Origin of the sequence: Wohlfahrtiimonas larvae, assembly GCF_002006755.1 — a bacterium.
Lineage (GTDB): Bacteria > Pseudomonadota > Gammaproteobacteria > Cardiobacteriales > Wohlfahrtiimonadaceae > Wohlfahrtiimonas > Wohlfahrtiimonas larvae.
This window is the reverse complement of record NZ_MVDO01000035.1, coordinates 1-26870: the sequence shown is the minus strand read 5'-3', so window position 1 is coordinate 26870 and position 26870 is coordinate 1. Positions and strand designations below refer to the sequence as shown.

General features: G+C 35.2%; 21 protein-coding genes, 1 tRNA gene and 1 riboswitch. Of the genes, 1 reads left to right on the top strand and 21 read right to left on the bottom strand.

Annotation, left to right across the window (positions count from 1 at the left end):
* Positions 1-966 (top strand): ureidoglycolate dehydrogenase (allD, locus tag BZK14_RS02515; protein WP_077925024.1); only part of this gene is annotated, 966 nt, incomplete at its 5' end.
* A gap of 60 nt (positions 967-1026) precedes the next feature.
* Here allD and BZK14_RS02510 read toward each other — a convergent pair.
* The 21 genes from BZK14_RS02510 to BZK14_RS02410 form a co-directional block, all read right to left on the bottom strand.
* Entirely contained in the window at positions 1027-3060 is a 2034-nt protein-coding gene (locus BZK14_RS02510) for a capsular polysaccharide biosynthesis protein (protein ID WP_077925023.1), read from the bottom strand.
* Positions 3060-4028, bottom strand: coding sequence for a CgeB family protein (locus tag BZK14_RS02505; RefSeq protein ID WP_077925022.1), 969 nt, complete (start codon positions 4026-4028; stop codon positions 3060-3062). The genes BZK14_RS02510 and BZK14_RS02505 overlap by 1 nt, the downstream gene beginning before the upstream one ends.
* A gap of 109 nt (positions 4029-4137) precedes the next feature.
* Positions 4138-4839 (bottom strand): DUF6270 domain-containing protein, encoded by a 702-nt coding sequence (locus tag BZK14_RS02500; protein ID WP_077925021.1) that lies wholly within the window; start codon positions 4837-4839, stop codon positions 4138-4140.
* Between the two features lie 2 nt (positions 4840-4841).
* Positions 4842-5720 (bottom strand): ATP-grasp fold amidoligase family protein, encoded by an 879-nt coding sequence (locus tag BZK14_RS02495; RefSeq protein ID WP_077925020.1) that lies wholly within the window; start codon positions 5718-5720, stop codon positions 4842-4844.
* Between the two features lie 160 nt (positions 5721-5880).
* Complete coding sequence (locus BZK14_RS02490; protein WP_077925019.1) at positions 5881-7416, bottom strand: hypothetical protein; 1536 nt, start codon at positions 7414-7416, stop codon at positions 5881-5883.
* A 57-nt stretch (positions 7417-7473) separates the two neighbouring features.
* The gene (locus BZK14_RS02485) at positions 7474-11727 is read right to left on the bottom strand and encodes a glycosyltransferase family protein (protein ID WP_077925018.1); all 4254 of its coding nucleotides are present in this window, start codon (positions 11725-11727) and stop codon (positions 7474-7476) included.
* A 53-nt stretch (positions 11728-11780) separates the two neighbouring features.
* Positions 11781-13037: a UDP-N-acetyl-D-mannosamine dehydrogenase gene (gene wecC, locus BZK14_RS02480; protein ID WP_077925017.1), complete on the bottom strand. Its 1257-nt coding sequence runs from the start codon at positions 13035-13037 to the stop codon at positions 11781-11783.
* Between the two features lie 2 nt (positions 13038-13039).
* Entirely contained in the window at positions 13040-14176 is a 1137-nt protein-coding gene (wecB, locus tag BZK14_RS02475) for a non-hydrolyzing UDP-N-acetylglucosamine 2-epimerase (protein ID WP_077925016.1), read from the bottom strand.
* 39 nt (positions 14177-14215) lie between these two features.
* Entirely contained in the window at positions 14216-14875 is a 660-nt protein-coding gene (locus BZK14_RS02470) for an ABC transporter ATP-binding protein (RefSeq protein ID WP_077925015.1), read from the bottom strand.
* Positions 14872-15660: an ABC transporter permease gene (locus BZK14_RS02465; protein WP_077925014.1), complete on the bottom strand. Its 789-nt coding sequence runs from the start codon at positions 15658-15660 to the stop codon at positions 14872-14874. Before BZK14_RS02465 ends, BZK14_RS02470 begins: the two co-directional genes overlap by 4 nt.
* 2 nt (positions 15661-15662) lie before the next feature.
* Positions 15663-16763 (bottom strand): polysaccharide biosynthesis/export family protein, encoded by a 1101-nt coding sequence (locus BZK14_RS02460; protein ID WP_245831125.1) that lies wholly within the window; start codon positions 16761-16763, stop codon positions 15663-15665.
* The gene (locus BZK14_RS02455; RefSeq protein WP_077925013.1) at positions 16756-17883 is read right to left on the bottom strand and encodes a KpsE/RkpR family capsule polysaccharide export protein; all 1128 of its coding nucleotides are present in this window, start codon (positions 17881-17883) and stop codon (positions 16756-16758) included. The genes BZK14_RS02460 and BZK14_RS02455 overlap by 8 nt, the downstream gene beginning before the upstream one ends.
* A complete protein-coding gene (locus BZK14_RS02450; RefSeq protein WP_171973622.1) occupies positions 17855-19156 on the bottom strand; it encodes a capsule biosynthesis protein in 1302 nt (433 codons plus the stop codon). Before BZK14_RS02450 ends, BZK14_RS02455 begins: the two co-directional genes overlap by 29 nt.
* Before the next feature lie 184 nt (positions 19157-19340).
* Positions 19341-20240, bottom strand: a complete 900-nt coding sequence (metF, locus tag BZK14_RS02445) for a methylenetetrahydrofolate reductase (protein ID WP_077925011.1) — start codon at positions 20238-20240, stop codon at positions 19341-19343.
* A 57-nt stretch (positions 20241-20297) separates the two neighbouring features.
* A riboswitch (SAM riboswitch) is annotated at positions 20298-20394 on the bottom strand.
* A 124-nt stretch (positions 20395-20518) separates the two neighbouring features.
* Entirely contained in the window at positions 20519-21820 is a 1302-nt protein-coding gene (gene tig, locus BZK14_RS02440) for a trigger factor (RefSeq protein ID WP_077925026.1), read from the bottom strand.
* Between the two features lie 64 nt (positions 21821-21884).
* Positions 21885-21967: transfer RNA gene (locus tag BZK14_RS02435), tRNA-Leu, on the bottom strand.
* Between the two features lie 69 nt (positions 21968-22036).
* Positions 22037-22915 carry a bifunctional methylenetetrahydrofolate dehydrogenase/methenyltetrahydrofolate cyclohydrolase FolD gene (folD, locus tag BZK14_RS02430; protein ID WP_077925010.1) on the bottom strand — a complete coding sequence of 293 codons (879 nt, stop codon included), beginning with the start codon at positions 22913-22915 and terminating at the stop codon, positions 22037-22039.
* The gene (gene rapZ, locus BZK14_RS02425) at positions 22912-23799 is read right to left on the bottom strand and encodes an RNase adapter RapZ (RefSeq protein WP_077925009.1); all 888 of its coding nucleotides are present in this window, start codon (positions 23797-23799) and stop codon (positions 22912-22914) included. The genes folD and rapZ overlap by 4 nt, the downstream gene beginning before the upstream one ends.
* Positions 23800-23845: 46 nt before the next feature.
* Complete coding sequence (locus BZK14_RS02420) at positions 23846-24355, bottom strand: hypothetical protein (RefSeq protein WP_077925008.1); 510 nt, start codon at positions 24353-24355, stop codon at positions 23846-23848.
* Positions 24356-24367: 12 nt separating this feature from the next.
* Positions 24368-25666 carry a tRNA lysidine(34) synthetase TilS gene (tilS, locus tag BZK14_RS02415; RefSeq protein WP_077925007.1) on the bottom strand — a complete coding sequence of 433 codons (1299 nt, stop codon included), beginning with the start codon at positions 25664-25666 and terminating at the stop codon, positions 24368-24370.
* Positions 25663-26870, bottom strand: a 1208-nt coding sequence (locus BZK14_RS02410; RefSeq protein ID WP_143691286.1) for an autotransporter assembly complex protein TamA, incomplete at its 5' end; no start/stop codon positions are given. The genes BZK14_RS02410 and tilS, both read right to left, overlap by 4 nt.

Genomic DNA, 26870 nt, shown 5'->3' with positions numbered 1-26870 from the left:
GATCATTTAGCGTATGCTGATTCTCGTGGCGTTCATTCTCATGGTGCTGTGCGTGTAGAATATTACTCAGAGCGCATCAATAAAGGCGGCAGCAATCCTAACCCTAACATTACGTTTGATCAGAAATCTGCAAGCATTGGGATTTTGGATGGTGATAATGCTGTGGGTCATTACATTGCACAACTCGGCACAGAAAAAGCCATCGAATTAGCAAAAACAACAGGCGTTGGCGTTGTGGGCATGAAGCGCTTAGGTCATTGCGGAACATTATCTTACTTTGTACGCCAAGCAACAGCACAAGGCTTAATCATGATCTCCATGTGCCAATCTGATCCTATGGTTGTGTTATATGGCGGTGCTGAACCTTATTTTGGCACAAATCCAATCGCATTCGGCGCACCTCGTAAAGATGGCGCACCCATCATTTTCGATATGGCAACCACAGTGGGCGCTTGGGGAAAAATCCTAGATTCACGTGCGAAAGGTAAAGCAATCCCGGCTGATTGGGCGGTAGATTCTAATGGCAATCCTACTACTGATCCAAATGCTGTTGCAGGCTTAGTACCGATTGCTGGCGCAAAAGGCTCAGGTTTGATGATGATGGTGGATATTTTGTGTGGCGCATTACTCGGCCAACCTTCCGGTGGTTCTGTATCTTCAATGTATGCCGACCTCTCCGCTGGCCGTGAATTGGGTCAAATCCACATTGTATTAAATCCTGAGTTCTTCGCAGGCTTAGAATCTTTCTACGGCACGATTGAAAAAATGGTGGGCGAAATCCATGGCATGAAGCCTGCCGAAGGTTTTAGCAAAGTTCAATATCCTGGTGAAAGAAGTGATGCTACTTTTGAAAGATACCAACAAAATGGTATCCCAATTGTTGAAGAAATTTATGATTACTTAGTAAGCGACGATATTCACTTTGATCGCTACGATGGCATGGATGCCTTTGCGAAGAAAGGTTAACCTTGCTCTATCCAAAACTAATATCTCGCCAATAGGCGAGATATTCCGATATTTATACAGCTATTTTAATGCTAGCCACAGCGCCTTTAATTGATTGCCTTTACGGTTAAACCAATTACTGCTAATAGATTGCTGCTTCACTTTTCTCTGATCATCCAAAATTTTGAGCGCCTGCATTGCATCAATAACCTGCTTCGATTTTGGATCAATGTAAGTTGGGTACAACAACATCGCCCCTGCAACCAATGCTTGTAATGATAAAGTTCTAGTTCTGCGCTCTGTTTTCACTTTATCTATTGTTAATCCCCAACCTGCATAAAATGGCAAGCCATAACAAGTCACTTTTTTACCACGCAGCAGTGCCTCAAAGCCTGATAGTGAAGTCATCATATGAACTTCATCCACTTGCTCGATACAATCTAAAATATTGGCTTTCGTGATGATTTGATCCACATATTGCAGAGCATCTTCATCTTTAGTTTTGCCAATGCGATTACCACTCACCACATCTGGGTGCGGTTTATAAATCAAATAAGCTTCGGGATTTTCCTTACGCACTGCTTTAATTAAATCCAAATTGCTTTTAATATGAGCCGAACCATAACGAATGGATGCATCATCTTCCACTTGCCCGGGAATTAAAATGAGTTGTTTTGGTATTGGACTTGGCAAATCCAAACCGCCATTACCCACATTATATTTACCGATATTTTTTTCAACTAAAGCTTTAATTAAAACATCCGCTTGAGTAATTTCATGTTGATTAAATTCGTGTGTTTGTAGGATATTTTCTAAACGAGATGGCATTTGTGCATCAAAATAAATGCCTAAATCATCCACCACCAAAGATAATGGCGCAATGAGATTAGAACCCAAGCCCACTGAACGGATGAAGCCATCTTCCACTCGCAATATTGGTAAACTTTTCTCTTTTGCCCACAGAGGAATTTCAGGGTATTTTTGCCCCCACATCATAATTTTGATGGATTGCCTTTGATACGCTTTTTGAACTTGTGCTAACGATTTAAAAAATCTAACTTTATTATTATGTGTCGTTAAAAATGGTTGCATGATTTTGCGCTTCCACCACGACAAACCAATGCACCAGATTTCCCCTGATAATAGTTCCGTGCGCCTTTGCATATCTATTAAATAATGAATAACATCAAAAATATCACCCCGTTCATTCGTATAGGGATTCAAATAACGGCAATATTGCAAATAGCTTGCGACAAAAACTTCTTCTAATGATGCTGCTCTTCTTCTACCATCCGCTTTTAATCGTGCAACATCCACATGGCGATCATCCGTTAATCCCCAACCTGCATACCAAGGCACACCGAACACCACAACATCCTTTTTCATCATGCAGGCTTCAAAGCCCATTTGTGATGTTGCCGTATAAACCTTATCCATTTTCTCTAGTAATGTGATGGGGTTAATGTTCTCCGATAATACTCGAACATTATCATCCGTGAGATATTCAGTTAAATGGCCGTGCTTTTTGCCTGTTAAAACATCTGGGTGAATTTTGATCCATAAGATAGCATCGGGATTTTCTGCCTTGGCAGCATTGACCATCTCCACAAATGTATCCGCTGTTACACCGCCATATTTCAAAGCCATATCGCCCGCTGTTTGATCAATGATCAATACATTTTGGCGAGTGTCATCCACCATTAAATGCACTGGCCACGAGGTGGAAATATGATTATATTTAGATAGATGATGTTGAACAATCAACTCAATCGCCCGACTTGCATCAGTTAATAATGGCTGCAATGAATCAACATCCATAATTAGAGCTTCTAATCGTGAAGGCTTGCTGTAATCATAGTAAATGCCAAGATTATCCACCACTAACGATAATGGTGGATACCCATCAATTCCCAAACCAACAGAGCGCAGGAAGCCATCTTCTAATAAAAAAGCACTAGCGTGCTTCGTTTTTTTTAGTGCTCGCAAACCACTTTTCTTATAGCCCCAGCCGATATAATAATTTGCATTAGTATTATTTAAATCATGTAAAAATGGTAGCCAACGATCCCGCTGCCACCATAATTTGAATCCTGTGTAATGCAAATGCTGTGCCATCAATCATCCAAACCAATGATGCGAGACATTTCTTTCAAACGATGTTCCCAAGTATGATATTTGGCTACATATTCTGCACCTGCACGCGCTCTTTCTAAATCATCCTGACTTGGCCCATGCTTTAAGCGATCAAATAACTCTTTCATCTCTTCAGGGCTATGAACAACATGGCAGTAATCTGCAAACATTTCATTCACAGATAATGCGGGCGTTGTTACTGCAATGCCACCACACGCTAAAATTTCCACCAAACGACGAGAATACATCGTCGGAGAATCTGTCACCGTATTCACATTGAGCGATACCAAATAATCCTTATAGATTTGCCCCGTTTTAGGGTATTTTACAGCTTGTAAAATATCCATATTCGGTAAAATCGGATAACGATAATTACCAGATTTTCTTTTAGAATTACGATCAAAAGCCGTTAAACCTAATCCTGTAGAAGAGGCTGCCTCAAATAATTGATTCTGCCATTCTCTACGAATGTCATGCACATGGTGGCTATAACTGCCCACAAAATTTGCACGATTATGTTTAAAGTTGAATCCTGTAAAATTATGGAATTTAGGCTGTACTGCAAACATCATTGTATGAATCGATGCATCCTGCCCCATCACTTCCTTATAACGAGGAATACAAGTGGAATCCACAGTAAATACATGATCAAACAACTTGGCACTATCTATAAAGCGATCAAAATGCACACCATCTTCTTTATTCCAAAAAACTGTGGGAATCCCACGATCTTTGGCTTTTTGAACAAGTTTTTTTAACTTATCGTTATTACGTTCAGGATGATCAGGATATGATGCAATCTTATATTTCCAACGATTCCAACGCCCTTGCCAGGCAGATTCAACAAATAGACAATCCGCCGACTGTAAAAAAAAACTATTACCAATCAATCGCTTACCCTGAGACAAAGATGCTTTCGTCAAAGCATCTGCTACTAAATATAAACTCATTTTACATACCAATATTTGACAGTACTAATTTCAGGTAACCACCAATAATAATTATTTTATAAAGATCTTCAGATCCGCTATTATTTTAATTCAACAAAAAATATTTTTACTACAATGACACAATTTTCTGATAACAATCATGATAAAAATCATCTATAAAATGCATAGGACTTCTTCCCCAATGATGATCACTCTTTGCAATAAAATGCGCCTGATCATATTCCAAAATTTGTGAGTTATCCAAACTATTACTAAGTAAGTCATAAATTCTATCTAAAAAGTCATTTTGTGGACCTACATCATCAAAAGCCTTACCACTATCATCATGGGTAGCTAAATAAATTTTATTAATAAGCAATTTATGCAATCTATTGTTGTCTGATAAAAATTCTAAAAAAATATCTAAACCTTTTTTAAAATTTTCCCAATATAATACAGAATCATTACTAATGATTCTATGTGAAGAAGGAGATATCAGGCCTGATTTACTTAGCTCTGTAGAATACGTTAATAGCGTTGATTCATATTCAACCAATTTAAAACGAGTAAACATAAAGTCAACCAATAAATAATCATAATCTCGTAAATCTAAAAAATATAGTAAATTATTTCTAGCATCATTTTCTATCGCCTTTCTCTGAAAAGCTGATGGTACTTTTTTTTCATTAATCTTAATTCGAATCGATGGACAGCATAACTTCGCTATAGAATAACGGGCTATATAAGCTACTAAATCTAACTCTCCTAGATTATAGGGTTCATTAAATACATCTCGAGAAATACATCCACCATATACAAAAATCTTTTTCATATTTAAATTTTATTTTCCAACATATTACTTGCGTTATATTTATGAGCAATCATAGAATAATTTTGGAAAATTTTGCCAACTCCTATATCACTTCCCAATCTAACGGCAGCATCGACATACATATTACCCAATTTTTTATCCCAAAGCTCATTAAATAAATCATAGCCGGCAGGTACTGGTGTAAATTCCCCTAAATATACCTCTGAATCACAGACTAAAAAATCGATTCTCACAAATGGAGAAGGGATCTCTAAGCTGAGCTTTTCGGCTTTTTTTATTAATTCTTTTAGTATTGTATCTCTTTTACCTTTAAACAAAGCACTATTATATTTTCCACTATCAATATAATTTAAATCTACATCAAACCAACAACGTCTGATTTCTTCTTCCCTATGAGTATCTAGTATTAATCCTACTTTCCCATAAAAACAATAAAACTTAATATCTCTTGCTAAACCGTCTTTCTTATCCTTAAGCAATTCTTCAGACATCCATCTGTCATGTCTAACAATTCCTGCTTTTAATAATCGTTTCGCATAACGTTTTGCAAATGGGGCTGATTCATGAATAATAGCTCTATCAAGATAAACTATTTTTTTTGATGAATAAGAAATAAAAACCCCTTTACTTGCATTTTCAGCCATAGGCTTAATTACCGTATTAGCTGAAAATTTTAGTTCATCGATAGAAACATCTAGTTGTATGATCTTAGCTGTAGGAACCCCACACAAAGAAGCAAATTCATATCCTACGAGTTTATTATCTAATACAGCAGTTGGTAATCTTAATCTATATCTACTCCAAATTGCTTTGGACTCTACCTTAAATTGATCTAAACAGTGAGCAAAGGATGCCCCTTTATTTTTCTGACTAGATAACATTTCTTCTCCATCTATAAAAATCCTCACATCCACAACGTAATCTACCTTTTAATATCAAATATCATTAATTTAAATAATTATTTTATTATAGTAACTATAATAAAATTAAACTTTTTTATGCAGAATAATTAAAATTATCAGTTTTAATTTATACACGTTACTAATCTATAAGATTCAATATTGTATAAACATGAGGCATTTGAGAATAGCCACTAGATAAAGATGGAAATTTTTTCACAAACTCATCTTTTTCTAAATTAAGTAACTCTCCAAAAGGCACAGCTAAAGTTGTATCAATACTAGATATTAAATCCTTATCTATCTTATTTTCTAAGAATTCACCATATACTACATACTCTGTTAGCTTGCGATTCTGTTCTGATTTAACCAAAGGAATATTTACACTCTTCATTTTTTGTAAATTTATATTTTTCTTATCATCATCAAATGGAAAAAAAGCCAATATATCATGTAAAAACATATAAATATCATAAAAAATCATTGTCGAATTTTTATTAGATACGCTTAAATAATTAGACAGTGACTCTAAACGAATATCTGAAAGAGGTGTATAAAGAGGATTAGTCAAAAATCTAAACCAATTTCTACCAAAATGGAATCTAGCTCTAAAATCTCTATAATGATTTATCATAGATCTAGGGTCATTAATATCTAAGTTATTATTTGAAAAATAATTAAAAAATTCTTTTTGAACTAAATTATGTTCTACTTCTGAAGAAAAATAACTTTTCAATCTACCCATAATTTGACGTGGTGAACCTAAGTATTGCCCCCTCAAACTTTCACCACCTGCACCATGAACATGTAAAGTCTTCGGAGTAAATACATAATGAGGTTTATATATACAATCATAAACTCCTGAGTTACCATACTTATACAATAAAAACTGTTCTTTATCAGTTACTATTTGCTTATAATTACCTATAGATGAGTTATCTAAAACGATGCCAAAATACTGAGCGATTTTTTGAGCTATAAAATAATCATCTTCTAATTTACGATTACTAGCAAATTTTATTTTTTTTGCAGCATTGTCAATATTACTGCAAATACCAAACACAACCCGAGAATCCATCCCACCACTTAAATCACATCGTACACTTTGAGTTGGCAATAAATCAACTAAGGTATTCAATACGCTTATTTGACTTAAAATCACTTTATGTAAAGTTAACCGATACTCATTAACATTTGTTATATTAGGTAAAACATAGGTTCTTTTTTCTAGAATTAACGTTTGAGACTTTATTTTAATACAATAGTCTCTAGGTAAAATTTTTATATTACAGATCAAAGTATTATAATTTAATGGTTGGCCACCCAATGAGTGTTTAATCTTATATGAATATAAACCGGGTAAATATATTTCTGTATTGATCTTTTTCTTCTTTAATTCTTCAACTAACTTATAAAAAGAATTAGATACAGCCCAATAATCGCTAGACTGGAAATAATATAATACATCTTGCCCTGTAGGATCTGCCATAATCAAACTAGACTGTTCGTTATCATCATAATGAACTAATGAATATCTACCACTCTGTAACTCTAATAAATTATGATGTTCTGCAACATACTTAATCATCCCATCTAATGACAAAATTATGCAATGCTCAGAATACCCTATTCCTGAAAAATAATTTTTAGGGGTTGCCAACGAATCAACAAAAAACATTATAGAATCCTTGTAAAAATATTTGTTCCAAAAGGTAATACATTACAAATAACCTAATTACTTAGCACTGATTAAGTTCAATTCTTTACTTATAGTCTGACCCAACCCGCATTGTTGAATTACTCGCTCATGCCCATTTTTAGAAATTGTTGAATAGATATTTGGGTTCTCTGCCATTTTAATAATCTCATCAGCTAAAGCCTCATAGTCTTCCATGTCAACCATAATACCATCTTCATCAGACACAAATTCAGGAATAGCCGTAACTCTAGAAGATACAGAAACCAATCCTGCTATTCTAGCTTCATCTCTAGAAACACCTTGGCTATCCCATCTAGTAGGATTAATAAATACCCCATACTCACTATATTTTTCAGCCATTTCAGAATGTGATAAAAAACCTTTATTTATAATAACATTCTGAAAGCCTTTTAATGGTGCCACTGTCTCATCAAATAATTCTCCATCCCCACAAATTTCTACTTTGTATTTGGAAAAATCTGTTTTTTTCGATAAAGCAATAATGGCATTAACAGTCACATCATTCGCATATTTTTTACCTGCAAATGGACGAATGGTTAATAAGTTATAACGCTGATTAATATCTTTTACTTCATATGGAAAGATATTTTCATCTACATAATTATGAATAATATGCGTTTGTTTATTTGGAAATACTCTAGCTAATCCTTCTTCTGATTCAGCTCTAAGATATTGAGATACAAAAATAAAATTAACATTTTCATTCAACTCCTTATCTAAAAGATTTTGCCAAAATGTGACTCTACGAGCACTAAGTTTTTTCTGTCTAGAAATTTGATCATTCGTCATACGATCAAACTCAAATGATCGACGCTGCCAAGTTTGAATTTCCGCACCATGAATCCAAATATAAATTTGAATAGTATCTTTAAATGCTTTAACAATATCCCACATAGCTTGGTCAATTAAATGTATAAATACTCTTTTAAATTGGCCAGATGCAAGTGCATCTACTAGCTCCTTTTTCCCTCCTTGGAAGATATCAATACTTTCAAATTCTCTAAAATCTGTTGAAGTATTATTTGCAAATCTAAACATATCGACTACTGTATTTTCTTTTTTATATGCCCTTAAACGACTATGCAGAAATCCATATTTATATAAATCGTCATATGCGGGATATTGTTTTGCAAGCACTAATGTATCACTTTTTCCTATTAAATTATTAACCTGCTCTCGAATCTCACCAATTTTTAAAGTTTGAACATTTGCACTTCCTCTGCCCATCACTTTAAAACCAATTCGAACATATTTACATGCTTCTGGGATTGCCATTGCATGACTATGGTTATCTACTTTAATAATACTGTGTGCTAGCTTTTCTTTATTTTGATCTAAGAAAAGAAAAACAGTTCTAAAATCACAGTCAACAATTTCACCAACTGTTTCAAAGATACTATTTAATACAAGATTCACCTCTTCTCTTGTAAAAATTGTTCTAAAATAAATATAAGCATGCTTATCATTTTCTAATGTTGACTTAATTTCTACGCCATTAGATCTGTTAATGATTTGTATTTGTTTATTCTTAGGTCGTACTAATTCTTTATCCATATCATCTTTAGAAAAAAGAATAATGTCATCACTGTCATAAGATAGCTTTTCTACTCTACGCGCAACATTATCTAATCTAATTTGAAGTTCCTGTTGAACTTTTACGTTAGACTTCCCTTTCAATCTAACACTAAGTTGCCCAAAGACCGTACCTTCAGGAATATCTAATGTAAATGAAGTTGTCGGTATAACCGTAGCATATGTTAATTGCTGATGATCTTTATCTAAGAATTGGAATACAAATAGAACATCACCATCATACTCCATCAAATTTTTTATGTTGATTCTATTCCACTTTTCAACTTCTAGAGGTTGAGTTAATGCCACCAATCGGTGTTGATCATTTGGCAAATGAGAATCCAATAAAACGGTTTTATTTTCAATCGAAAATTTAATTTCTTTACGCAGTGTTTCTTTAACCAACCCTTCATCGACTAAGAGGCACTTCTCCATAGCAGGCCCAGAACAATTGTTAAAAGTAATATTCTCAGCAATAGGTAATAAATGATTAGATAAACTCACACCTGCATCAAGCACTAAATCTTGACATACTAAAGCAATATTTGCTTGATCGGCAGCCTTACCATTATCGATATAATTTAAGGCATCACTTGAAAAAGCTTTTTCCTGAATCAGTAATCCCTTAAGAACTTTAGGAAAATCATATTGATTCAATAAATCAATAAAATATTTTTTAGTATAAAGAGTTTTAGATGTTTGATATTCATCGACAAACAAATACTCTTTACCTTCGCGATCTAATAGCTGATCTTTGGAATAACTATAATATCTATCTTTTGTAACAGGACAATTATTATGATATTTCAAGTAATGGTAACTTAATAGCATATCTATTAGATAATTTTGTCCATAATAATCGTCAGAATTAAACACTGTAACATGAGTTGCATCCAAAGCAATCAATGCTTCTAGAACCTCTTGATGATTTTTAAAAGCCTTAATGTTACTAGATGATTCAACTGCTATCGATGTTTCAATCAATAAAGTTTTATCTTCAATTGATTGATGGTTAAACTGCTCAATCGCCCAATCAATATCTGCTTGAGTTTCACACTTCACCAATACAGCAACATGTTGACTCATTGACTTATTTTTTTTATAAATTTTAAGCTTTTGTAAAATATAATTTAAGCGATGCTCATAAGTATGTTGAGATAATACTGAGCGCAATCCTTGTAATTTAAACTTCTTACGGGTTATTTCATCGACTAAAATATTATCTACTTGTCTTTGCAACTCTCCCTTATTATCTGAACAAACAACTAAGTCCCCAAATAAAAGGCGAACACCTCTAGAATAATTACTTAAAACGATTGTATTAGATGCAAGCATTTCAAAAACACGACGCGCAAACATCGTTTGAGATTGCTTAATCGTATTCATATTAATCCCAAACTCATAGCCTTTATAAGCTTTATCAATCTCTTCAGGCGGTAATGAACCTAAAATTAAAGACTGATATCTTTCGGGGAATTGATAATGCGGATGATCATTATTAAAGTTGCGATCATAAATATCTAATCCACGACTATTGATTGCAACATCAGAGAGAACAGAAAAATCTCTTTGTCTAACAGGATATTTAAGATAATAAGAACCTGCAAAATTAAATTTATCAATACGTTCATACAACTCTATAGGATTATGAACTTTAGGCTGTGCTGCAAATGGCATTAAATAAACATCATTATGCTGCACTGCTTCTTTATATTTTTGAATACAATCTATATCTGTTGTAAAAACAACATCGACCTGTTTAGCAACTTCAATAAATGTACCGAAATGAACAGGATCTTCTTTATTCCAAAAAAGGGTTTTAATGTTATTTTTTTGGCAAAACTCTATGAGCTCAAATAATTCCTCCGCTTGTTGGCTAACCTTTAATTTCCATAAGCCATCTTTCCCCTGCCAAGCAGACTCAATAAAAACAAAATCGGGCTTAAACTCAATCAACTCATTTTTAAAATTATTTGGCGTGATCTGCAATGTCTCAGCCTCAGGTGCAAAACAAAGTGAGGTAAATTCATCCATAATCGTTGCTATTTTAATCTCTCTTTCTTCTTCAAGATAAGATTCAACTAATTGGGCATGAGTAGATGAAAACCTTGGTTTATTTTTTACCAATGATTTAACCTCTGAAGAATCTTTTATTAAATTAAGTGCCTCAGATTTTAATTTTTTACGATGTTTATTATCACGATATAAATGCATTAAATCAGCTGGTAGACTGATAAAATTCTTTATAGATTTTGTGGCATGTATCAACAAATAACCTAATCTATAAGAATAAGTCCGATAAAGAGAGTTTTTTTGATCTTGAATTTGATCTTGAAGTTGTTTAATTTCTTTAAGATATCTTTCTTCCCTAGCCAAAAGCCCTTCATAACTTGTCTGCAACTTTAAAAAATCTTGTCGAGAGAGAGAGTTAGACGTGCTATTTTCAACATTCTCTTTTAAGTCCGAAATATTTTTCAAATATTTCTTCTCTCGTTCAATCATTCCTTTATAATTCGCATCCAATTTTCGCATTTGGCGCTCAAGATTTTCAATCTCTTTTTGATACTGTAAAATGAGAGAATTATCTCTAGATTGAGGATTGATAGATAAATCATTAGCTTCGATCAATAAAGATTTTTTTCCATCTATAATATTTACTTGATTTTCCACTAACTGCTCTTTCTGTTTTTTACGCATTTCTAATACCTATAAACTTATCAACCACAGAGATAATTCATATCTCAAAATTATTAAACAATACCTTTGGTATCAACAACTACCGAGTCATTTCTGAATGATAAACCTGACTTAAATTCATTATGATCCACCAAAATCACAGCAACATCTGCCATATCTTTAGCTGCATCATATGAGATCAATTCAAAGCTTTGCTTAGTTTCAAAATGATCATTCGCAATATTTGGCTCTACTGCCAATACTTGGTTAGGATATAAAGCTGCAAGTTTATTAGTGATCATCAATGCTGGGCTTTCACGCAAATCATCAATATTTGGTTTAAATGCTAAGCCATAACATACAACTTTTACTGCATTCGCTGCTTTACCAGTTTTTGCTACAACTTCTTGTACTGCTTCTTGTACTTTGCTAATAACCCATTGTGGCTTGCCATCATTCACTTCACGTGCTGTGCGCACAATTCTTGCCAATTCAGGTGTTTTATTCACGATAAACCAAGGATCAACAGCGATACAATGCCCACCAACGCCAGGGCCTGGTTGCAAAATATTCACACGAGGATGACGATTAGATAACTCAATCAATTCCCAAACATTGATATCTAATTTATCTGAAATTAATGATAATTCATTCGCAAATGCAATATTCACATCACGGAATGCATTTTCTGTTAATTTTGCCATTTCAGCAGTACGAGCATTCGTCGTTGGTAATTCACCTTTCACAAAAATACGGTAAACTTCAATCGCCTTTGCAGAACATTCTGGTGTAATACCACCGATCACGCGGTCATTTTCCACTAACTCTCTAATCACTTGACCTGGCAATACGCGCTCAGGACAATAAGCCACATAAATATCTTGCCCTGTTTCACCTTCTTTCGGGAATTTTAAATCAGGGCGAGCTGCTGATAACCAACTGATCATATCATCCGTTGTGCCCACAGGTGATGTAGATTCTAAGATGATTGTATTGCCTTTTTCTAATACAGGTGCGATTGCTTTTGCAACCGCTTCAATATAACTCACATCAGGTTCATAATCACCTTTGAATGGTGTTGGTACAGCGATCACAAAAGCATCTGCTTTTTCAGGCTGAGTTGTTGCACGTAAAAAACCATCTGCCACCGCTACACGAACTAAATCTTCTAAGCCTGGCTCAACAATATGAATTTTCCCCTGATTGATTGTATCTACAGCTTTTTGATTAACATCTACGCCGATCACTTTTACTTTTTGAGAAGCAAACATTGCTGCTGCTGGTAAGCCGATATAACCTAGGCCAATAACTGAAATTGTTGGAGTACTCATGATTAATTTCCTTGTGTAGATTGCATACTTTGTAATAACGATCGAACGATTTGTTTTGAGGCAGTTCCATCCCCATATGGATTTTTAGCACTAGACATTTGTAAGTAAAAATCCTGATCTTCTAATAACTTTTGACAATATTGAATAATATTTTGAGTATCTGTCCCCACTAGTAACACAGTACCAGCCTTCACTGCCTCTGGGCGCTCGGTAGTGTCTCTCATCACCAATACAGGCTTACCTAAAGATGGTGCTTCTTCTTGCACACCACCGGAATCACTTAAAATGAATTGTGATTTCGACATCAAATAAACAAATGGTAAATATTCTTGTGGTTCAATTAATTTAATATTAGGGATATCCCATAATTCTTGAATAAAAATATTGCGTACCTTCGGGTTCAAGTGCATAGGAATCACAAAATTAATATGAGGGTACATCTGCGATAATTCTTTAACTGCAGCGCTAATATTACTAATCCCCTGTCCATGATTTTCACGACGATGTGCTGTAATTAATACCATCGGTTGGTCATTTTGAGTGAAAGGAAATTTTTCTTCCATCTGTTGTTTTAATTCATCACCTTCCAAGAGCTTGACAACATCTAGCAATGCATCAATGACAGTGTTACCTGTGACAAATACATTATCTGCATTTACACCTTCTCTTAAAAGATTGTCTTGTGCTTCATTAGTCGGTGAAAAGTGCATTTGAGATAAAACACCCGTCAAACAACGATTGCCTTCTTCTGGCCATGGTGAATACAAGTCATAGGTCCTTAAACCTGCCTCCACATGCCCGATCGAAATTTGTTGGTAAAATGCAGCTAAACTTGCGGCAAATGTAGTTGAAGTATCGCCATGCACCAAAACATAATCAGGTTCAAAATCTTTTAAAATAGGAGCTAAACCTAATAAAATACTGGAGGTAATTCCTTCTAAAGTTTGCCCTTGCTTCATGATATTTAAATCATAATCGGGTTGTATATCAAATAGAGAAAGCACTTGATCCAACATTTCTCTATGTTGTGCTGTTACACATACTTTTGATTCAATGCTCGTATATTTCTTTAGCTCTTTTACTAAAGGTGCCATTTTAATAGCTTCAGGACGAGTACCGAATATTGTTAAAACCTTCACATTTTCACCTTAAAATTACTGCCTATAAATTTTTTGGCTTTATAAGTTTTGATAAACCTTAATGCCTTCTTCCACATCATCATACAATGTGGCTTTTCCATCATTTAACACTATTACTAAATCACACATCGTGCGCACTTGTGTCATTCCGTGTGTAACCAATAAAATATTAGCCTGCCCCACTTTGGCTTTAAATGCATCACTGGCTTTTGTTTTAAAGTGCACATCCCCGACGGACATTGCCTCATCCACTAAATAATAATCAAAATCAAAAGCAAGGCTCAATCCAAAAGCAACGCGCCCCTTCATGCCAGAAGAATAAGTTTTAGTTGGTAAATCAAAATACTCGCCAATCTCTGCAAACTCTTCGACAAATGTAACTTTTTCTTTTAATGCTTGCCCTCTAAAACCTTGTGTCCGTGCGATAAACTTTACATTTTCACGGGCAGACAAAGAACCTTGGAAGCCACCACTTAAACCCACAGGCCAAGAAATAGACTTATCTGTAATGATTCTGCCACTATCTGGCGTATCTACTTTTGCCAATAGATTCATTAAAGTAGATTTACCTGCACCATTTCGCCCAATGATCGCGACATTTCGGCCACTAGGAATGGTAAAAGAGAGATCCCGAAATATATACTTTCGACCACCTTTATGATGCAAGTATGACTTGGTGACTTTTCTAATCTCTATCATCGAGTCAATAATCTCTCTTTGCGTGCTTTATATAATCCAAAAGCACAAAATAATATGATAATTGTTGCAATAGTAGGATAGATTGTGCTTACTCCATTAATTTCAGGGTAATATATCAACACAGAAGATCTAATATTACTGATGATATGTGCGTAAGGATTCCACAAAAGCCATGATAAATATTTTTCAGGAATCACCCATAAGGGAAATATAACCCCAGACATAAAATAGAGTGCCATAAACATAATACCCACAAAGGATTTAATAGTTGGCAGAGCTTGAGATACAACACTTAATAACACACCTAATCCAAAGGAAAATAATATCCCCATTAATATTGCCCCCAAAAAACCTATAGGATGAGCAATACTGACATCATAATGAAACCAATAGCCTAAACAAAATAAAAAAATCAGATAGATGATGCTATAAATGATAATTTCGACCAATGTCCTAGCAATATAAGTATCGAAAATTTTAATATTCGGGTACACAAATAGCGCCTTGTTTGCACTAACAGAATCCATTAGCTTTCTCGCAATATTACGCATCATAAAAAATGGAATCATACCCGTTAATAAAAATATAGGATAATCCATACCTTGAACAGATCTAGCTCGAATGACTGTAAAAATAAAAAACATCACCATGACATGAAGCATTGGTTCAAAGATCATCCAAAAAGCCCCCATTCGGCGGCTCCCAAAGCGTGTTTGGAATTCTCTCAGCAGTAGTGCAAATAACACATCTGCCATGATCTGAATGGAGGTTCTTCTAACTTTCATTATTAATTACTAACAGCTCTACCCAATACCAGTACTTGAATAATTGGAGAAATCATCTTCTGGAATTCGTACACGCCAGCATTGGTGACATATACAGCATCTTCTGGTTGAATCAAAAACTGTTTTGCTAAAAACATAGAGGTTGGATTTCTCATATCTAGATGGAATACCTTTGGTTTTTCATTTTTAGCTTTTGCCTCTTCTGGCATACGGAAAATAAAAACGCCACGTGCATCAGCTTTAGCTTCATTAATACCACCCACAACACCCAATACTTCTAATAAACTAGGATTCATAGAAGGAAAATCATGCAAACCAGTTTTAGTGACGGCGCCCATTGCGACAAAACGCTTGCGCGCACGTTCTAAAATTACTTCACTGTTGGGGGCTAATTTAAAGTTCTGTCCATTTAATAGTTCTTCATAATTAAATTTATGCGCTGTTTTACCATTACGAACAACAACATTAACTAAATACGGTTCTAACTTAGGTCCACCCGCTTGATTAATTGCATCCAATACAGTCAACGGCCCTTGCAATGTTGAAAATCGCCCAGGTTTATTCACATCACCAGATACCAATACAGAAGCACCTAATTCGCTAGATAAAGAGATATAGACTTGTGGATCCATCGTGTAATTTTGTACTGATTTCTTTATCGCATCTTGCGCTTGTGTTAATGACAACCCTGAAATTTTTAAATTATTCACATAAGGTAGAGAAATCGTGCCATGAGCATTAATTCTCACTTTATCAAAAGTAGTGCCACCTGCAGCTAAAGGCGCAAATAACCCACCATTTTCAGCATTATCTGCAATCATTACAGTTAAAACATCACCAGACATCAATTTAGTATCAGGAATGGTAGATTGGGTAACGGAAGCTTTTAAGTTAGCCTCCGCTGGTCGCATATAATCCCCTATTGTTTCAGCTGACAATGGTATTAATGTATAATTTTGTGTCTTATATTTATCAGAAGCATTCACAATAGATGCCTTTGAAGGCCCTGCGGCTGAAAAAACGCTACCACACCCAGTGAGAACCACTGCGGTACAAACTAAAGTCATAGTTTTAAAATGATTCTTATTGAAAACTTTATTCATAATGATCCCTTATTGATGCGATAACAAAACGCAAAATACCATACAGTAAACATAAAATAATAATTATAGTTAACAAATTATAAATTTTTTGTGGATAGATCGCTTCTTGTGGCTCAATAGGTTTTACCACAGCAATTAAGCTTCTAACATTTTTAATGGCTTCTAATTTTGCATTTTCCACAATGGCTAAACTCGTTTTATAAAACTCTTCTGCCACTATAATATTGACTTGTAATTGGCGATACTCAGATGCTATCGCATTAAAGGAGCCATCGATATCGCTTGTCGCTGTGACTCGGCTTTTCTCTATTTTTAACTGTTCTTTTAAAGAATCGATCTTATTATTAAGAGCCTTAATTTGTGGTGCATTTTTAGCCAATGTTGCTTCTAATGCTTTTAAACGTGCATTTTCTTTAGCAATTTCGGATTCCAATGAACTGATAATTCCTAACATAGACTGCGCTGTTGCATCTGCATCTAGCAATTTATGCAGGTTTTGAAAGGCCTGCATTTCATCTTTACTTTGTTGATAACGTTGCGTTGAAGCTACTAGTTCAGTATTTGCAAATGCTGATTGTTCTAGAGCCATATCTCGAGAAACAGAATTGATAAAAAATTTACTTCTATTTAAAATTTCCTGAACAATTTTTTCTGAAAATTCACCTGTTAAAGCTTGAGCATCAATATGCAACAACCCCGTCATATCATCATAATGGGTCGTTACCATTTTATTATAAAATTTTAATTTTTCTTCTGTGAGTGCATCATCAGACAAATAGAAAAAAGGATCTCTATACTGTGCAGCATAATGCTCTGACCACTGAATAGATTCTTCTAAATAGTTCAACATATCATAAGAATTGATATACTCTTTTAAATATAAAGTATATTCGCGAGAGGCAGGATCTACACCTCCTGTTAAAATCGCCAACCCAGCGGTAGCTTGGGATCCTCGGCTATCAATCTGTCTTACCACTACTTGTGCGCTACTAACATAACGGTCAACGGCAAAAAATGTAAAATAAATAACCGACAGTAAAAAAGGAATGATAACAATGATACCAAACAGTCTTTGCGGCTGAGAAGCAGCCTTAACTGCTCGTTTCCATGACAACTTCATAACTAACTCGTTCCTCTTTTTCGAGAATTACATCAATTTTTTTATAAGACAGCGCGCATTGTACAAAATCTTCATGTAAATTGCTGATATAAAAATTAGCATTTAACTGAGTTTTATAAAGCAAATATGTTCTGTACGCATTAAATACTATGGGATCAGGACGTTGTGGATTTCGCCAAAAATGAGTCAATGACTGTGCATCCGTTAATCCTTCAAAATCATATGGCGCTTTCCCCAAAACTTTCACTGGTAAATTATGCAATAGTGCAGACAACCCAGAGGTGCTATTAATCACTACCATTCCCTTGGCTTTACGTAAAAAAACAGGCATCGGGATATCAAAAACATAATGAACCCTATCTTCGATACCATATTTTTTGCTTAACTTTTGAATCAATTCGCCATAATGATTGAAGCCACGATCCATCGGATGGTGCTTTAAAATAATATGATCACCTTGATCGGCGCCTTTAGCAAAAGATCTTAAAACCTTTTTTATAAAAGTTGGCACATTTTTAGTACCGCCAAAACTTCTCACCTGACTATCATTATGAACCTGTAACGGCACGATGAAAAAACTTGGAAACTCATTGCTTTCTATATTTTTGGTTAGCAAATATTCTTTAGGCTTATATACCCACTTTCGCCATCCAGATATCGCCCAAGCTCCCATATATTTGATGACTTTATATTCTCTATGATGAATATAATGCCTCAATTCCTTTCGACAAAAATACATTGCCATATAATAGTGCATTGCCAACCAAAACCTTACCCAAAAACTAGAAACCAAAGGGCGTGGAGATCTTAAACTTGGTAATTTTACTTTATGATCTAGATAAAATTCAGCACTTCTAGGCAATATAGAGGCATTATTCACCCCCCATTTCTCAAAAGTAATATAATATGGCCGCAAATAACCTTCCTCAAATGACCAATAATCAACTTTATCACCCAAGTTTTTACAAACTTTCTTGGCAATATCATGGTAAGTTCGTTTATGACCAAAACATACAACAGCATCTATGTTATTTTCCTGAATAAATGCAGTTAAATATTCAGAAAAATTTTCCACTCGATCATTATATATGTGTGTTAGACCATCAGATGGATAATATAAAATATCCCCGCCATTAAAATTCAGCTTAAAAACAGCCTTGCCTTGCTTTTGAAGGAATTGACTTAACTGAAAAAAATAAGAGCCTATCGGCCCTTGAAGCAAGAGGATACGACGTGAATCATCTACAAACTCTTGCCAATAACTGACACACAAAATAAAAATCCATGCTATTTAATTTTAAAATCGATCGAATTATACATAATAAATAACTATTATGATATTAGAAAAAACACAATAACCATCATGTTCTATTCGATACTATTCAAAATAGCCATACTCATAAAAACCATCAAAATTGAAAACAAATGAAAATTTTTGTAAATTATAGCACAATTAATTATTTTTCAATACAATTTTCTCTCACACCCAGTGTATGGCATAACGCATAAGTTAACTCTGAACGATTCAGTGTATAAAAATGAAAATCTCTCACACCTTCTTTACGCAATAACCTAACCATATCTATTGCTATGCTAGCACCTAAAAGCTGACGTGTTGCAGGATCATGATCCAACCCCTCAAAACGTTTGTGCAACCAATGAGGTACCTTAACATTTTGAGGCCCTGCAAATTTTAAAAGCGTTTGATAATTAGTCACAGGCAAAATACCAGGTATAATTTCCGCCTCAATTCCAATAGTCGCACAACGATCTCGAAAGCGTAAATATGCATCTACATCAAAGAAGAATTGTGTAATGGCTTGCGAAGCACCAGCATCCACTTTACGCTTTAATGCAATCAAATCGGATTGTGCACTTTTTGCCTCTGGATGCACTTCAGGATAAGCTGCAACTGTAATTTCAAAGTCATGAACAGATCTTAGAAACGCCACAAGATCTTCAGCATGAATATCAGGCTTAACCTGCCCTTCTGGAACATCACCACGCAAAGCTAAAATATGCCGAATCCCCATATCCCAATATTGATGAGCAATATCTAAAAGCTCACCTCTATCAACATCAATACAGGTTAAATGAGGAACAGGTGTTAAAGTTGTTTTATTAATAATTTCCTGAATCACTTTGTGTGTACGATCTCTTGTACTTGCATTTGCACCATAAGTCACTGACACAAATTTAGGATTCAATCCTTTTAATCGTTCAATAGAAGACCACAATGTTTCATACATTTTTTCACTATTCGGTGGAAAAAATTCAAAAGAAACATTTAGATCATTTGGCAAATCAGCCAAATTCTGATTCAACAACTCCACCTGTGATACTGCGCTTAAACTCATAAACTAAACCCCTTATTATTAGAATTCTAACGTTTAATCTCATAGAGCACTCGCGCGCACTTATCTCCCATAATCGTTGGAGGAGTTAGCACCTTGTCAGCTGATAGGTTGCTGGGCTTCACAGGGCCATTCCCTCCACCACTCTTGATAAGTAAACGTTTTATTACGTTTCTAAACTATAGCGAGAAATTTATATCCTTGCAACATTTATTAATCAATTTTAAAGCGGCAATAAAAAAGCCCGAATTAATCGGGCTATTGAATTAATTAACGACTTATTAAGCGCGTTTTGGATTCATAATGTCTTGGAAATTAGAAGCCTCTTCTGTCACTTTAGCTTTTGATACAACAAAATCAATAATCTGATCTTCTAAAGCCAAATTGCGCAATTGTTGCATTGTATTAGCATCTTTTTTGAAATGCTCTTTAACTTCTTCTGGATCTTCATAAGTTGCTGCTAAGTTTTCTAAACGAGCATCTACAAATTTCTCGTCTAAATCAATTTTTTGATCTTTAACCAACTCGCCTAAAATCAAACCTAAACGTGCACGCTTTTCCGCTTCAGCACCAAACGCTTGTTGAGCAATTTTCATAAATTGCTCTGCTTGTTCTTGATCTTTTGGTTGTGGGAAATTAGATTGTTGCGCCATCGCTTGAACTTCACCCATCACCAATGCTTCAGGAACTTCTACAGGATTAGCTTCTGACAAAGCACTCATTACGCTAGTTTTCAATTGGTTATTTAAAACATTTTTCAATTCACGAACCATGTTTTTCTCTAACTCTTCGCGTAATTTATCTACATTACCATCTTCAATACCGAAAGTTTTAGCAAACTCTTCATTCATTTCAGGCAAAACAGGCGATTCTACAGAGTGTACAGTTACATCAAATTCAGCAGGTTTACCTTTCAAACCTTCTGCATGATAATCTTCTGGGAAAGTTACAGAAATGGTACGTGTTTCACCTGCTTTTACACCAACCAATTCAGCTTCAAAACCAGGGATCATTGTATTAGCGCCCAATACGATTGCAACATCTGTACCTTTGCCACCTTCAAATTCTTCACCATCAACGCGGCCGACAAAATCAACAGTCAATTTATCGCTATTTTCCGCTGCACGCTCTTCTTTCACCCATGTTGCTTGTTGTTTACGTAAAGTATCCAACATTGTATCAACATCAGCAGATTCAACAGATGCAGTTTTCTTAACAATTTCCAAAGCTGATAAATCATTCAACTTCACTTCTGGCATTACTTCAAATTCAACATTAAATTGTAAGTCGCCTGCAGTTTCAGAAGGAACAATCACAGGATAACCCGCAGGTTTAATATCTGTATCTTTAATCGCCAATCTGAAAGCTTCATTGATTTTATCATTGATAATTTCATTTTGAATTTCAGCACCATGCATTTTTTCTACAACTTTCACAGGTACTTTACCAGGACGGAAGCCATCTAAACGAATACGTTTGGAAACTTCTTTCAAACGCTTTTCTTTTTCTAATGAAACTTCAGCTGCATCTAATGCAATTTGTACGCGACGTTTTAAACCTTCTAATACTTCAACTGCTGACATAATTTGAGCACCTAATTTTAATTTAAAAATAAAAAAAGGTGCGTATATACGCACCTTTATCACCTGGTGCGAGAGGAGAGACTCGAACTCTCACGGTCACCCGCTGGAACCTAAATCCAGTGCGTCTACCAATTTCGCCACTCTCGCAATGAGAAGCAAATTATACGCTCTTCTCACTTCTTGTCAATCTCACTTTTAATAGTGATTAATTTTTAATCATTTTATCTGATTTGGATCTTGAATACCACTTTGCATACATGCCGCTGTTAAAGTATTTCTAAGCAAGCAAGCAATCGTCATTGGCCCCACACCACCAGGCACCGGAGTAATGAACGAAGCCTTGGGGGCAACTTCATCATAATCCACATCACCTACCAAACGATTTTTACCATTTTCTTCAATGCGATTAATGCCCACATCAATCACCGTGGCACCCTCTTTAACCCAATCGCCTTTAATTAATCTCGGCTGACCAACTGCTGCAACTATGATATCTGCATCACGACATACTGCTGGTAGATTCTCAGTTCTTGAATGAGCAATTGTTACAGTACAATTCTCCTTCAGTAATAACTGCAACATTGGTTTCCCAACAATGTTTGAGCGACCAACAATCACCGCTTTTTTGCCTGACAAATTACCTAACTTATCTTTCAGCAACAATAAAGAACCTAATGGCGTACAAGGCACCAAAGATTGTTCACCAATAGATAAGCGACCAACATTTACAGGATGAAATCCATCCACATCTTTTTCCGGTAAAATTGCTTGCAATACAGTTTGCTCATGAATATGTTTTGGCAATGGCAATTGCACTAAAATACCGTGCACAGAAGCATCATTATTTAATGCCTGAATCACCTCCAACAATTCCTCTTGAGTTGTTTCTGCATCTTTTTTAATTGTGACCGAATTCATACCGCACTCTTGTGCAAATTTTTGCTTATTACGCACATAAACCTGACTTGCCGGATCTTCACCCACCAAGATTACCGTCAATCCAGGTGTAATACCATTATTTTGTTTCAATACTGCAATTTGTTCTGTTAATTTTGCACGCAAGCCTTCTGCAAATAATTTACCATCAATGATCATTGTTCCTCCGAACACTTTTGAAAAGAATGAGTGATATGTAATTCTCGATGTTTCACAATTAGCGGATAACGCCGAGCAATAATTTTTGCCAATTGCTCTACTAAATAAACTGAACGGTGCTGCCCACCTGTACACCCTATAGCAATGGTTAAATAAGCACGCGTCCCCTGCTCAAATCTTGGTAGCCAAGTATAAAAAAATGTCTCTAAATCTTTTAAATATGCCTGAACATCTGATCGATCATTCAAATATTCAATCACTTCAATATCCCTACCTGTTTTTGGGCGCAATGATGGTTCCCAATGAGGATTAGTTAAACATCGAGCATCAAAAATAAAATCAGCATTTAAAGGCGTACCATTTTTAAAACCAAAAGATTCTACTTGAATAGAAAGTGTATGCTGATTATGATCCTTAAGTAGCTGTTTCTTAATAAATGATCGTAAATCATGGACACTCATACAGGATGTATCAATGTGTAAATCCATATATTTTTTTAAAGGCTGTAGCAACTCTCGTTCGTGTTCAATAGTATCTAATAATGTTAAATGAGCCTGATAAAATGGATGACGACGGCGAGTATCTCGATAACGCTGCACAATTGATTCATTAGTTGCATCTAAAAAAACAAAATCAATATGCTCTGATAAGATATCAAGCGATGCAAAAACTTGTTTCGCCTCACTTAAATCATCTGGAAAACCTCGAGCATCCACAACTATAGCCAAACGTTTATGGGATGATTCCTCTGAAAATTTCTCAATGAATGATAAAACAAAACTCAAGGGTAAATTATCTACACAGAAAAATCCTTCATCTTCAAAGGTTTCTAAAGCTATCGATTTACCTGCACCTGATAAACCACTGATCAACACAATTTGCATATAATCTCACTCCCCTTGTTGATTATATTCATATAATGAATCATCACTAAAAATCCAATTGAGTTTGCTGTTCATTTTTATTTTGGACGGCTCTTTTTTTCTTAACAACAGGCTTCTTAACTATTTTATCATTTTTTACCTTAGAAACTTTCTGTTGTGTCTTCGTAATAGGCTTTTCTCTTGTTTTTTTAATTGGTTTAGATACTTTTTTAGTAGCAGGCTTTGCGACAACTGTTCTCTTAGATTTGGTTATTTTCTTTTGAGCCTGCTGTCTTTGGCGAATTTGATATGCTTTAAAGTAACTTAAAAATGCAGTTATCACTGTCAGAATAGAAATAGCACTAGCAATCTGTACTTTAAAATTGAATAAAAACTCACTAATTACAGCATTTTGAAAAGGTAAAATAGGCAAAACCCACCAACTTAAAGGCCATGCTACAATTGCAATACTAATATGCACCCACCAAGGTAACCATAACCATGCACCTGATAATCCATCATAATCATAATGAGCATCGGGCTGCTGTGACTGTGATAAATTAGGTTGGCTAAACACAGACTAAACTCCTTAATTTGCATCAATGATGATGGGCATATAACCTGATGATTGACATTGATCTTTATACGAGTGATGCAATCCCAAATACTCCACCCAAATAATTTGCTGTGAGTATTTATCTCGCAAAATTCGCACCTTAGAACGTAACCATGGCTCTAGTTCTATTTCTTGTAATAATTTTTTCAAGGTTTGTGATTTATCTCGCCACGTAGGGTGAAATGACATACCATCTTCCCTATTGACTAGCTCTAGTTCAAGATTTTGCCAAAAACTTAATGATGGCGCATTGTCTGTTTTAACAAATTTATAACTACCATGACGAACAATCAAATCAGAATTTACCATTAAATACAGTTGATTTTTAAATGCTCTGATTTGCCAATCATCCAATGAAAAACAACTTTGTGATGTTGGTTTTTTATCTAAAAACATCGATAAAAACTCATCAAACTGACGCTTTTCTAAAATAATATCATGGCATTTTAACCAATAACGCAAAACATTTTTTTGGCGCAATGGTGATAATTGGGTAAGTTGCGACAAATCAAATCGCATATTGCAATCTTGCTGAATGCACTTTTTATAATCGTCTTGAGCAATTTCTAATAACAGCTCATCGCTTTCTTGAATCAATTGTGCACTGCGCGCAAAAGTTTGCTCATAATGGGGGAAATATTGTGCAACTATAGGAAAAATCGCATTTCTAATCTGATTACGAGCTTCTTCTATACCATGGTTTGTATAATCTTCCATCCATGGGATACTCAGCATTTCTCCAGCTTTGTACAATTCAGACTTAGATATGGATAAAAAAGGACGGCATACTGACAACTCATAATCACCAAACTTCAATTGAGTTAAATCTCGCATCCCTCCCAAACCTAGCGTACCAGAGCCACGCAATAAACGATACATAACAGTTTCAGCCTGATCTGAGCGATGGTGAGCAACCACCAATAGGCCATTTTCATCCATTGTTTCAGCAAACTTAATATAGCGCGCCTCTCGACCACAAGCCTCTGCGCCTTTTTGGTCAATATCAATCACAACATCATAATTAATGAATTTAAAATCATAATATTCTGCCCGAGATCTTGCAAAATCAGCCCAAATCACAGAATCCTCACCATGCCATTGGTGATTCACATGAATAGCCGTAATAGGAGGCAATTGATCTCGATAAGTATGCAACCAATGTAAAAGCATATTGGAATCAATACCAGCACTCAAACCTATATATAAATGATCATATTGATTAAGCACCTGCTGATAACGCTGAAAAACTATAGAATACCAATGGGGAATCATATCTCTTTTCCAATATTTAAATGGAATCGGAAAGTATCACCATAATCTCGATTAAAACCATGCGCAATATCAAACTTCACAACGCCAATTTGAGAGAACCATCGAACCCCCATACCTGCACCGAACTTAAAATTAGGTTTATCACCATTGAAGGCATCACCAGCATCAACAAATGCAACACCAGCCCAATCCTTAGCAAACTTATGTTCCCACTCAAAGCTGCCCACCATGAGTTTTTTCCCACCATAAATTTCTTTATCTTTATAACCCCACTCTCCAATACCGTTATAACGGTAACCTCTAACTGTATTATCACCCCCTGTTTGGAATAACAATGCAGGACTTAGATGATAAAGATCTTTAGGAGAAATAAATGTATGCCCCATCTGCCCTTTTAGAATAATACGATTATTTTGCGTAATCGGAATTGCCGCCGTACCTTCTGCTTTAACCTGAACAAAATTCACATCAGAACCAACTGTTTTTGTTGCCCCCCGAACCATGATAGAGCCTTTGAGTACCCAATTTTCAAAGATAGGATTCACAATATTATCCCATTTAAATGTCACGGATGGCACCAATAACTTAGTATGCCTCCTTATACCCTCAGGCGTTCTAAATTTATCATTACGATAATCAATGGCATAAATTTGTTTGAACCCACCCTTTTTATGTGTATTAGATGCCCCGATAATTAATGCGGTATAGTCTCGATACTTCGTATCTTCATAATTATATTTAAAATAAAAATCATAATAACTTGTCGCAGGTCTTTTGCCTGGTACTCTATAGTTAAAAACTGCACGTCGTTGCTTTTGCGCTAATAATAAATCAACATTAAACTTATGCCCCATACGATTCAAATAGCGCCAAGTGCCCAATCCTGACAACCGCATTCCAATATCAGTACTGTAACCAATCCCCGCACTAAACACTCTTTTTTTCTTAGGAGTCACGGTGATGTCTAATGGCACACGCTTAGCTTGATGATCTACGGTCGGTGCAATGATAACTTCTTCAAAATAATCAGAAGCATCTAAATCTTCTTGCAGCTCAAGGGTTCGTGTATCTGAAAACTCTGTACTTTCATTAATATTCAAATAACGGCGCAATAACTTTTCAGAAAAATAATCACTGTGAAATGTTACCTCTCCAAACCTATAACGATCCCCTGTATCCATAGCCAAATGCACTAGGCTTTTAT